Source organism: Flavihumibacter petaseus NBRC 106054 (genome assembly GCF_000974785.1).
Lineage (GTDB): Bacteria > Bacteroidota > Bacteroidia > Chitinophagales > Chitinophagaceae > Flavihumibacter > Flavihumibacter petaseus.
Genome location: NZ_BBWV01000003.1, coordinates 223,320 through 235,288, shown reverse-complemented (window position 1 = coordinate 235,288; position 11,969 = coordinate 223,320). Strand labels below are relative to the sequence as shown.

Genomic DNA, 11,969 nt, shown 5'->3' with positions numbered 1-11,969 from the left:
TTTAAGAACCCCGCTTCCGGATAAGGTTAAAAGGACAAGGTTTATAATGACCGGGGTTCTGTGCCAATAAAAACAAAGCAGATACCAAGAATGCAAAACTATGGTTTTCAATTTATTAGCACTTTGCTTCCGCATCGGGTGTCCGGTTCCGATACAGAATCCGTTCATTCGCGTACAATCTGAAGCTGCTTCGCCCATCGAAGCCCTGCCTAGCCTTCCGACGCTTTAGCGAAGAAAGGATCTGCTTTTTTGAAAATGATCAATTTGCAAAATCTTCTGAAATAAGCCACCAGACTGCGTTTCAGAAAAATAAACTGATACTTCCGTTTACTACACGAATCGTTGTACACGAAAGTCATCCACTGAATAGCCGGTGTCGGTGGTTGTGTCAGGAGGTTAACCAGATGACCTGAGTCAGGATTATTCCATGTGTTTATGGATGGTTTACCAAGGCACATCTTTTGACTTCGTGCAGCGGCAGTGGTCGTTTACAAACGCGTAAATTAATAAAACGCAGTCTGGTGGCTCATTTCACTGAGTTTAATGAATTACCAAAGTTCAAAAAAGCAACTCCCACCTACGCTAAAGCTACGGTAGGCAAAGCCCCACCCACGGTAACGCTACTAGCTCCGCTTCATTCTGGCAGGCAAATACGGAAGTCAAGGCCCACGGCCGCTAAGTGTCACATTCCGAAGGGGCGCAAAAAAACCCGCCGGTTCGCGGCGGGGGGACGGTAACTACCAGTTATGGCCATTACTGCGGAATACTATAATAGCCCTTGTCGGCCTTACGCGGCTGCGGCTGCACATACAGCACCGTTTGGCGGGGCAGTTTTTTATTGTTATCGCCAATCGCGTAATAGCCTTTCTTCACTTCAGGCGCTGGTCCGTCAGCAGCCAGCTTCAATCCGGCGGAATACTTCCGCGATGCATTATCGCCAATGGAATAATATCCTTTGCCTGTTGCTGCGGGACGCGAAGAATCCCCGGGAGCAGTCTGCGCAGCGGCAGTTTGTAAAAAGGCAAGGGAAAGAAAAAGGGCTACGGCGGGAAGAACTAATTTTTTCATGATGATGCGTTTAAGATTTATCGTTGAACCGGCATGGCAGATCGCGCCAGGCCATCAAATGAACTGATCAAACTATTAATGGAACTATCTGAAAAGAACCTACAGCCGGAAACAGCAATGCAGAATATGTAGTGGAGAAGTTGAACCAGAAATGCGCGATGTAACCGGCGCGCCATCAGCTATAGAAACGGGGAAAGTAAATGCGTTCGCTGCAGCGGAAACCACAGGTACGGAAGCTGCCCTCTCTTCGGACAAATGCTCAGCTGGAAAAACCCGCACAACAGGCGAACCGGAACCTTCCGCCTCGCGTTCCGATGAAGCCGATGATACCGGAGAACCGAAAGCCGGCGCCCCGAATGCCGAAACACCTACTCCGCTGCAAAGAAAAGCAGCGTAAAGCAAGGTGGTCAGTATGGCTTTGAGTCGCTTCATGTTTCGCTTCATGAGATGACGCAAAGTTACCAACGAACGCTTGCTTTACGCTGCTGCAAACTGTTAAAACAACCGCGAAAGAGATTAACGCGGGATTAATTTTCCATATAGAATTCCATCACCCCGCCCGCCAATATCGTTTCATGATCAATGTTATACCCGTTAAACGGCTTACCATTCAACACGATCTTCTTCACATGCACATTCTTCGCACTCTGGTTGTGTGCAACAATTGTAAACGTTTTGCCGCCGCCCAACTGGAGAACCGCCTTATCCACCGCCGGACTACCAATGGCATACTGATTACTGCCGGGTGCAACGGGATAAAATCCAATGCTGCTGAAGATATACCAGGCACTCATTTGTCCGCAGTCATCATTTCCACCCAATCCATCCGGCGCCGACTTGTACTGGTGCTTCAAAATCATCCGCACCCGCTCCTGCGTCTTGCGCGGCGCGCCCGCATCATTATAGAGATAAGCGACATGGTGCGACGGCTCATTGCCATGCACATAGTTACCAATGATCCCGTCCCGCGTGATGTCTTCCGTATGCGCAAAGAACTCATCGGGCAGATGCATCGTAAACAAAGAATCCAGGTGCCGAACAAAAGCTTTATTCCCGCCCATCAGCGCAATCAATGCCTTCGGATCATGCGGTACATACAGGCTGTAATTCCAGGCATTCCCCTCGATATACCCCTTCTGATGCGTACTCAACGGATCAAACTCCGTCACAAAACTGCCATCCTTCAACTTCGCCTGCATATACCCCGTCGCCGGATTCCACACATTCCGGAAATTCCCGGACCGCTTTAAAAATTCTTCGTAGATATCATTACGGCCAAGCTTCTTCGCCATCTGCGCGATCGCCCAGTCGTCATACGCATATTCCAGGGTCTTGGATACCGACGCACCACTCAGATCCTCCGGCACATAACCCATATCCATATACGCACCTACCCCATCATAACTGCGGTGCCGCGCACTCGCCACACAGGCATCAAGCGCCTTGTTTGCGTCGAAAGGCGCATTGCCCTTCATCACCGCATCCGCGATCACACTCACACTGTGATACCCGATCATGCACCAGTTGTCATTCGCATAATGACTCCAAACAGGCAACAATTTATGTACGCTCTGATCATAATGCGCCAGCATGGATTGCACCATATCGGCATTCCGCTGCGGCTGCACCAGGTTCAGCAAAGGATGCAAGGCCCGGTAAGTATCCCACAGAGAGAAAGTCGTGTAGTTCGTAAAGCCCGATGCCGTATGGATATTCTGATCGAGCCCCTTGTAACGGCCATCCACATCCATGTAGATCGTGGGACTCAAAGCCGCGTGATACATCGCTGTGTAAAAACTTTCCAGCGTTTCCTGCTCTTTGCTTTCGATGCTCAGCTTCGCGAGTTCCTGCTCCCAGGCCGCTTCTCCCGCTGCCTTCACCGCTGCGAAATCCCATCCCGGGATCTCCGTCCGCATGTTCAGCAATGCTCCTTCCGTACTCACTGACGACAATGCAAACTTGATCTGCACCGCCTCTCCGGCTTCCACATCGAAATCAAAATATGACCTGATCCGGTGACCGGCCATCTCCGGGAAATCCTTGTCCTGTTTGAACTTGCCCCAGAAGCCGCGATAAGCCTGCGCAGGATCCATCTTTCTAAACCCATAAGTTTTGATTGGCTTCGAAAAGCTCATCGCGAAATAGACCGTCCGCGTCCGCGCCCAGCCATTCGTCTGCCGGTAACCCGTCACGAGCGTATCATTTTCCACCCGGAAGAAAGTCCACACGTTCTTGTCATCATAATTGTAGATGCCGTGCATGCCATCGAGGATGATATGCGCCTGTGTCTTTTCCGGGAAAGTATACTTGTGCATGCCCACCCGCGCCGAAGCGGTCAGCTCCGCCGTGATGTTCTGGTCGTCGAGTTTCACCTTGTAATAGGCGGGCGATGCCGTTTCATTGGCGTGGCTGAATTTTGAGCGATAACCACTCTCCGGGTGTGCAGCCGTACCTGGATTCAGTTGCAGCGCGCCGGTCGTGGGCATGATCAGGAAATCACCCAGATCCGAGTGGCCCGTGCCGCTGAAATGCGTGTGACTGAAACCCACGATCGTGGCGTCATCGTACTGGTAGCCCGCGCAGTATTTGTACACATCGGGATTGTACTTGCCATTCATTTCGTAGGGGATCGTATCGGTATCGGGACTCAATTGCACCATGCCGAAGGGCACGGTCGCCCCGGGATAAACATGCCCCATTCTTTGTGTGCCGTTGAGCGGCTTAACATATTGGGTGAGGGACTTTGTTTGTGCTGAACTGGCCTGCACGGTAATCATTCCTGCAGCAGGCAGAAAAAACAGTAGGATATTTCTCATGTGTAGTATTTCCAAAAAAATTAAAACCCTTTTTTGTCACCCGGACGCGGGAGCTGCAGGCCATCCACAAAACTGCTCTCGGCGATCAGTTTCTCGATCTCCGCTGCCTTCCGTGGCGCCAGGGTACTCAGCAATTCGCATTGCTTTTTCGTGATCCGGATATCATCTTCAATGCGCACCGCAATATTCCACCATTTCCGGTCAACCGGGCTGTTTTCAGGAATATAGATTCCGGGTTCCACAGTTATCACCATATTTTCTTTCAATATGCTGTAATCGCCTTTATCGTGCACATCCAGCCCGATAAAATGGGAACAGCCATGCGGGTAATACTTCCGGATGTCCTCCGGTTTCTGGATCAATCCCAGCTTCAGCATCCCGCGGGTCAGTACCGCTCTTGCCGTATCCTCGATCGCCTTGAAGGTGGTGCCTGGCTGCGCGATCTTAAACACGGCCTCCTGCGCATCATAAACCAAATCATAGATCTGTCGCTGCTCCCTGCTGAATTTCCCATTTGCCGGAAAAGTGCGGGTCACATCCGCAGCATAGCCATGATACATCGCCCCCACATCCATTAGCACCATATTCTGACCCACTTCAGTGGCCGTATTTGTCTCATAATGCAGGATACAGCCATTTTCCCCCGCACCCACGATAGATCCATAGGCCACATCTTCTGCGCCCAGCTTCTTGTGAATAAACTCCTGCACACCCTGCAATTCCATTTCCGACATACCGGGCTTTACCGCCTTCATGGCTTCCGCGTGGGCGAGACACGATATATCCACCGCCTTGCGGAGCAGTTCCATTTCCTCCGGTGTTTTGATCTGCCTCAATTGTTGGGTCAGTTCGGCATATAAGGCTGCATTGATCTTTGACTGGCTGATAAAATTGATGATGTTCACCACCGCTGCTGAATCTTTTACATTCAGGATCGCCTGCACCAGCGAATCATTCGCATACCGCGGATTATCTGCTGCCATCCGCTGGTAATAATTCAGTAGTTTGGGTCGTCCCGCATCGCCCGCCAGCTGCGGATAATTCGGCAGCATGGCCACATTGGCAGCGATGGTCTCATCATAACTGGCAGGGATACCTGCTTTCTTCCGGAATACCTGCACCAGGTCATAGACATCGTTCCCGTTCTCCGGGTCGTCCGACAGGTTCTTCACGCCCTCATAGATCAGCTGGTCGAACCGGGTGAGGTCGAGCGGAAAGGATTTGAACTCCTGCCCATTATACACGGCCTGGATTCCCAGCTTCTCCCTCACGCCTTCTTTGCCCAGCCGCTTGCCGGTCCACCGTTCATTAGCGGAATCCTTTTCCTGCACGAAAAAAAGCTCGTTGAAGGCCTTACCCTCCCCTGTCTTCTGCTCCTCTTTAAAAATCAGCAGCACCGCTTCCGGTTCCGTATAACCGGAAAAATAATAGAGGTCCGGGTTCGGGTGATACCGGTAATCCACATCATTGGCGAAATTCCTGACCGGTGCGCTGAAAAATACCGCAACGGAATTGGCCGGCATCAGCGCCCGCAGCGCTTCGCGGCGTCCCTTATGAAAGGAAGCGGGCAGATAATCTTTTGGTTGGGGCAACTGCGCCTGGATGGCATCCGGCGTGCATACTGCCACGGCACTTGCTGCCAGGGCAATCATCAGGAATTTTCTCATGTAAAGCTGTTTTAACGTCTATTAACTTCCGGTACCACCCATCCGCTTCCCCCTTCACTTACCGTCTTCTCTTTATACCTTCTCTTCGTACCTTCTCTTAGCATTTTCTCTTCGTTCTTTCTCTTAGCACCTCCTCTTTGCTTCTTCACTCGGCATCTTCAATTAGCAACTTCTCCTTACAACCTTTCGTAAACCCAGTTCAGTGCCATTTTGAGCTGTTGCTCCATTCCGATATGGGAATTGTCCAGCACAATGGCGTCGGCAGCCTGCCGCAGGGGACTCACCTCGCGGTGGCTGTCGATATAGTCCCGCATTTCAAGGTTGGCCTTCACTTCATCGATGGTGATGTTGGGATTCTTTTCGTATAGTTCGCGGAAACGGCGTTCCACGCGGATCGCGTTGTCGGCCGTCATAAAGATCTTCAATTCCGCAGCAGGAAACACGACCGTCCCGATATCGCGGCCATCCATCACGATGCCCTTCTTCTTGCCCATCTCCTGCTGTTGCCGCACGGCAAATTCACGCACTTCCCGCAGGGCCGCCACATCGCTCACCTTTTCTGCCACCACCAGGTCACGGATCACATATTCAACATTTTCGCCATTCAAAAAGATCTCCGACTGCCGGTGTGCCTCATTGTAATGAAATTCCAGCTGGATCTGCGCCAGCGCCTCATGCACCTCCTTTTCGTCGGTCCAGTCCACATGGTTTCTCAGGAAATACAGCGTGATCGCGCGGTACATGGCGCCGCTGTCGATATAGGCGTAGTTCAGCTCCTTCGCGAGTTGTTTCGCCAGGGTGCTCTTGCCGCAACTGCTCCAGCCATCGATGGTAATGATGATTTTCTTCCGGGACGATGTCATAGCCCAAAGATAGGGAAGCAACGGATGCCTGCGCTGCGCTTGGCAGTTGTTTCACGCTGGGCTCGCAGAGGAGCAGGGGCGGATGGAAGAAATTAGTGATCCGTGGTGCGGACGTCATTTCCGTTTGGCAGTAGCCGCGATCAGCACGGCAATCGGCAATAACGTCAGGGCACCTACGAAGATCCAGATGATCCAGTGGTTGGAAGGAACTTTTCCGGTGGTGGCCGAATTGATCACCATCCATTCGATGAAGGCGAACATGGCCGCACATAGGAGTGCGATGATATCGAGAAGAATGCTGTCACCACCGTACATCTTCTCTGCAAGTCCGGGCGTTAAGGTGAAGGGCCGTTTCCGCAGTGCCGGAAATTTGCGGACAGCATACAACAACGCAATCGTGCCAGTCCCTATCACGGGCAGAATAAAGATGGTGGCCTTACCACCCCGGCCATCGATTTCACCGCTGCCATTGAAATGCGTCGGAATGATCTCCGGTAACTGCTGCCATGCAACCAGCGGCAGGATCCATACAATCAGCAACGCAACCACCGTTGCCCCTGCCAGGATTTTTTTTACGCCCTGGTCACCGTTTGCGTTTTGCATAGATCAATAAGTGTTTTAATAGCAACAAAATATACTTTCTTTTCAGATCATGCAGGCAATCAAAACGCGCAAGCAATCGAATTACAAACGGATCTATTAGTTTATTTTTCTACAATTCAGTCTGGTGGCTCATTTCAACAAATTCCACAAATTACCCCTTTCCGAAAAAGCACACCCCTGTTCCATTTCCTATTCTTCTTGCGCCTTTGCTCCTTTGCGTGCTTTGCGCGAAAAAAAGGGAGCGCCAGCGACCGACACTCTCCTACCCAACTCCTTGCATGAAAAAAGCCGCCCAACGGGCGGCTTTAAATATATCAGCGAGCTTTTCTTCTATGCTTCGGACTTCTCTTTCCTTGGCGAGCTTGACTCCTTCATACGGAAAGTCAGCTTGTTCTGCTCCTTATCGAGGTCGGCAATCAGGATATCGCCTTCCTTGATCGTCATGTTCAGGATCTCCTCTGCGAGCGGATCTTCCAGGTATTTCTGGAGGGCGCGGTGCAGGGGACGGGCACCAAACTGAACGTCATAGCCCTTCTCTGCAATAAAGCTCTTCGCCTCTTCGGTCAGTTCCAGTGAGAAGCCGAGGTTGTTCAGGCGCTTCATCACCCCTTTCAGCAGGATGTCAATGATGGAGAAAATATGCTCCTTGGTAAGAGAATTGAAGATCACCACATCATCGATCCGGTTCAGGAACTCGGGGGAGAAGGTACGCTTCAACGCTTTCTCGATTACCGCCTTGTTTGCTTCGTCAGTGCTCGCGGTACGGGCTGCCGTTGCGAAACCAACACCATCACCGAAATCTTTCAACTGGCGAACGCCGATGTTGGAAGTCATGATGATCAGGCTGTTCTTGAAGTCCACTTTGCGGCCGAGACCGTCGGTGAGCTGGCCATCATCGAGTACCTGCAGCAGGATATTGTAAATATCCGGGTGGGCTTTCTCGATTTCGTCGAGCAGGATCACGCTGTAAGGCTTGCGGCGCACTTTTTCGGTGAGCTGACCACCTTCTTCGTAACCCACATAGCCGGGAGGCGCACCGATCAGGCGGCTGATGGTGAATTTCTCCATGTATTCACTCATATCGATCCGGATCAGGGAATCTTCACTGTCGAACAGGTAGCGGGCGAGGGAACGCGCCAGCTCGGTCTTACCGACACCGGTCGGTCCGAGGAAGATAAAGCTGCCGACAGGTTTTTTGGGATCCTTCAGGCCGACACGATTCCTTTGGATGGCTTTCACCACCTTCTTGATCGCTTCTTCCTGGCCGATCACCATGGTACCCATGTCGTCGGACATCTTCTTCAGTTTTTCGCTTTCTGCCTGCACCATCCGTTTTACCGGGATGCCGGTCATCATGCTCACTACTTCGGCGATATCTTCTTCTGAGATCGGGTAGCGTTTGTGTTTGCTTTCCTCTTCCCAATTGTTCTTGGCTTTTTCGAGTTCTTCCTGGAGACGCTTTTCAGTATCCCGCAGGGAGGCCGCTTCTTCGAACTTCTGGCTTTTCACCACGCGGTTCTTTTCGTTCTTCACATCCTCGATCTTGCGTTCGAGTTCCAGGATCTCTTCGGGAACGTTGATGTTTTTCAGGTGAACCCTTGCACCCACTTCATCGAGCACGTCGATCGCCTTGTCGGGCAGCAGACGGTCGGTCATGTAGCGGTCGCTCAGTTTCACGCAGGCGTCGATCGCGTCGTCGCTGTAAGTAACATTGTGATAATCCTCGTACTTGCTCTTGATGTTGGTGAGGATCTGGATGGTTTCGTCCACGGAAGGCGGATCAACCATTACTTTCTGGAAGCGGCGGTCAAGGGCACCGTCCTTCTCGATGTACATGCGGTACTCATCCAGCGTGGAGGCACCGATGCACTGCAATTCACCCCTTGCAAGGGCTGGCTTGAAGATATTGCTGGCATCCAGGGAACCACTCGCGCCACCGGCGCCGACAATGGTGTGGATCTCGTCAATGAAGAGGATCACGTCGCGGTTCTTTTCGAGCTCGTTCATGATGGCTTTCATGCGCTCTTCGAACTGACCGCGGTACTTGGTGCCCGCAACCAGGGCAGCGAGGTCAAGGGAGATCACGCGCTTGTCGAAAAGCACGCGGCTCACTTTGCGCTGCACAATGCGGAGGGCGAGGCCTTCCACGATGGCGGTCTTACCCACACCGGGTTCACCGATGAGGATGGGGTTGTTCTTTTTACGACGGCTGAGGATCTGCGATACCCTTTCGATTTCGTCTTCACGGCCAACGATGGGATCGAGTGCTCCGGTTTCTGCCAGTCGCGTGATGTCGCGGCCGAAATTGTCCAGCACCGGCGTTTTACTTTTCGTATTGCCGGCGGCTTTTGATTTCTGGGCGCTGTATTTCTTTTCTTCGTCGTAGTCGTCTTCGTTTTCGTCGGGATACTCAGCGCGCACATCGTTGCTCTTCACCACACCGAGTTCGTTGCGGAACAGGTCATAGTCCACGTCAAACTGGTTGAGGATCTGGGTAGCGATATTTTCTTTGTTTTTGAGGATGCTGAGCATCAGGTGTTCGGTTTCTACGGTCGGACTTTTCAAAGCTTTCGCTTCGAGTACGGTCACACGAATTACCTTCTCCGCCTGTTTGGTCAGGGGCAGACTGTTGATGTTGGCTATATTCTTTCCGGTTTTGTCCTTGACGGCCAGTTCAACTTCCTTGCGGAGCTCATAAAGGTCGACATTGAAACTCTTCAGAATACGGACAGCAGTATTGTCACCTTCCCTGATCAGCCCCAACAACAAATGCTCGGTGCCGATAAAGTCATTCCCCAAACGCAACGCTTCTTCCCTGCTGAACGAGATGATCTCTTTTACCTGGGCTGAAAAATTGTTGTCCATTTTATAAGTAGTTGTGTGTTATACAATAATAACGAATATTTTTGAGTTTAGGTTTGCCCTCAAACCCACAATATTTACGCCTATGCAGGTCAAAATTGATACCAGGGAAAAATTCCATGTCATAACTGTAGAAGACCCGCAGATCACTGCTAATATGACAGATGGTTTAACGTCCCGTTTAGAGACTTACTTACAAAATGACGTTAAAAACATCGTTTTCAATCTTTCCAAAGTAGAGGGTATGGATCTCGGAGCTGCTGAAGCATTGGTGAAGGTGCAGCAGTATTTCTATGAACATAACGCATCTTTTGTCATTTGTTGTATACAACCTGCCCTCGAAACTTACCTTGATGAGCAGGATCTCCTGGAAGTGATGAGTGCCACCCCTACCGAATCCGAAGCCTGGGATATCGTCCAGATGGAAGAAATCGAGCGGGAGCTCCTCGACGACGACGAACCTGGCTTCCAGGCGGATCTCTCGCAGGATAATTAACCTGCGGGTGTGGCATTTCGCGCAGGTGTGGTTTTTTGCTGTTTTTCGGGGGATATTGTTTCACACAGCTCTTTTTTTGAAGGTTTGCTTTCGGGTGGTCCTGTGTAATGCGGGCTGGTTTCCCGCGGAGATTTTTTTCACGCAATGGCGCCTTCGCCGCCACGCAGAGGGAGCAAAGGCGCAGAGGGTTTAATGGTGGATTAGTGTCGGAATAACCTTTAAAATGTGGCACGAATTGGGGAGGGAAGCGACCGGAGGACTTATTTAACTTCATGCATTTCCCCTATAAATACTTTCTAAACTATGCGGGAAACAACCCCAAACCTCAAACCCCCACCTTCGCTAAAAGCTTCTGTGGGTAAATACAAACTTCAAACCATCCCTTTTTATATTTTTGCCGGGATAATATGTTAGCAGTTACCATTCTTGGAAATAATTCCGCCCTACCGGCATTCGACCGGCACCCGACCGCCCAGGTGGTAACACTGGATGAATTCCTCTTCCTGGTCGATTGCGGGGAAGGCACCCAGATGCAGATGGCCAAGTACAAGATCCGCCGGAGCAAGATCCAGCACATCTTCATTTCCCACCTGCACGGGGACCATTACTTCGGCCTGATCGGCCTGATCACCAGCATGGGCCTCCTCGGCCGGGAGCAGGACCTTCACCTTTTCGCCCCCGCCGCCCTGCACGACATCATCCAGCTCCAGCTGAAAGTGGCCGACACCCACCTGCCCTATCCCCTTCATTTTCATGCCCTGGAAGAAAAATCGCTGCTCGTGGAAAATGACCGTTTCCGGGTAACCTGTTTCCCCACCAGCCACCGGATTCCCTGCTGGGGCTTCCGGTTCGAACAGGTCAAGGCCCCGCGCCGCCTTCTTCCCGAAAAGGCCCGCGAACATGGCATCCCTGCCATTTTCTATGATCGCCTCAAATGGGGAGAAAATTACCAGTCCAAAGACGGTACCCTAATTCAGAACGATTGGGTCACCGAAGCGGCACCCCGTGGAAAATCTTACGCTTACAGCGCTGACACCTGCTACGACGAACGCCTGGTGCCCCATATCAACGGCGTTGACCTCCTGTACCACGAAGCCACCTACCTCAAAGACCTGGCCGACCGTGCCGCCAACCGCTTCCACTGCACCACCCACCAGGCAGCCACCATCGCCCTGATGGGCAACGTCGGCCGACTCCTGATCGGTCACTTCAGCTCGAAATACGAAAAACTGGATCTCTTTGAACAGGAAGCAAAGGAAGTGTTCGGCAATTCGCAGCTGGCAATAGAGGGAGTGAGTTATAGAGTTTAGTAGTTTGAAAGTTTATTAGTTTAGCTGTTGCATTTCTGTATGACGGCAACCACGCTTCAGCACCAAACTTACCATTTGCTTCTACAAACCCATTTATGGACTTACTTTTCTCCAGGAGTTACAAATACACCGTTAAAAAACCAATTGATCGTGTTCTTGTTGATTTTTCAAAAGTTGCCAATAGAAAATGGACAGACATTTCTGACAATATCACCGGGGAAGTAACCGCAGAAAAAAGTTTCGGGTTTACACACAAGTGGACACCTGGATATATTCGGGGAATT

At 51.2% G+C, this 11,969-nt stretch carries 9 protein-coding genes; 3 read left to right on the top strand and 6 right to left on the bottom strand.

Annotated elements, in window-relative coordinates:
* Positions 1-753 precede the first annotated feature (753 nt).
* Complete coding sequence (locus FPE01S_RS16310) at positions 754-1,068, bottom strand: hypothetical protein (RefSeq protein WP_046370123.1); 315 nt, start codon at positions 1,066-1,068, stop codon at positions 754-756.
* A gap of 151 nt (positions 1,069-1,219) precedes the next feature.
* Here FPE01S_RS16310 and FPE01S_RS16305 point away from each other — a divergent pair, with 151 nt between their 5' ends.
* Positions 1,220-1,465 carry a hypothetical protein gene (locus FPE01S_RS16305; protein WP_046370122.1) on the top strand — a complete coding sequence of 82 codons (246 nt, stop codon included), beginning with the start codon at positions 1,220-1,222 and terminating at the stop codon, positions 1,463-1,465.
* Between the two features lie 130 nt (positions 1,466-1,595).
* Here FPE01S_RS16305 and FPE01S_RS16300 read toward each other — a convergent pair whose 3' ends face one another.
* The 5 genes from FPE01S_RS16300 to FPE01S_RS16280 all read right to left on the bottom strand — a co-directional run bounded on the left by FPE01S_RS16300 (position 1,596) and on the right by FPE01S_RS16280 (position 9,882).
* The gene (locus FPE01S_RS16300; RefSeq protein WP_046370121.1) at positions 1,596-3,884 is read right to left on the bottom strand and encodes a GH92 family glycosyl hydrolase; all 2,289 of its coding nucleotides are present in this window, start codon (positions 3,882-3,884) and stop codon (positions 1,596-1,598) included.
* A 20-nt stretch (positions 3,885-3,904) separates the two neighbouring features.
* Positions 3,905-5,551: an aminopeptidase P family protein gene (locus FPE01S_RS16295; RefSeq protein WP_052955912.1), complete on the bottom strand. Its 1,647-nt coding sequence runs from the start codon at positions 5,549-5,551 to the stop codon at positions 3,905-3,907.
* A 176-nt stretch (positions 5,552-5,727) separates the two neighbouring features.
* Entirely contained in the window at positions 5,728-6,414 is a 687-nt protein-coding gene (cmk, locus tag FPE01S_RS16290) for a (d)CMP kinase (protein ID WP_046370120.1), read from the bottom strand.
* A 114-nt stretch (positions 6,415-6,528) separates the two neighbouring features.
* Positions 6,529-7,017 (bottom strand): DUF1648 domain-containing protein, encoded by a 489-nt coding sequence (locus FPE01S_RS25010; protein WP_052955911.1) that lies wholly within the window; start codon positions 7,015-7,017, stop codon positions 6,529-6,531.
* A 330-nt stretch (positions 7,018-7,347) separates the two neighbouring features.
* Positions 7,348-9,882: an ATP-dependent Clp protease ATP-binding subunit gene (locus FPE01S_RS16280; RefSeq protein WP_046370119.1), complete on the bottom strand. Its 2,535-nt coding sequence runs from the start codon at positions 9,880-9,882 to the stop codon at positions 7,348-7,350.
* 82 nt (positions 9,883-9,964) lie between these two features.
* Between FPE01S_RS16280 and FPE01S_RS16275 the strand changes: the two genes are divergently transcribed.
* Entirely contained in the window at positions 9,965-10,375 is a 411-nt protein-coding gene (locus tag FPE01S_RS16275) for an STAS domain-containing protein (RefSeq protein ID WP_046370118.1), read from the top strand.
* Between the two features lie 407 nt (positions 10,376-10,782).
* On the top strand, positions 10,783-11,685 hold the full coding sequence (locus tag FPE01S_RS16270; RefSeq protein ID WP_046370117.1) for a ribonuclease Z: 903 nt from the start codon (positions 10,783-10,785) through the stop codon (positions 11,683-11,685).
* Positions 11,686-11,969 lie beyond the last annotated feature (284 nt).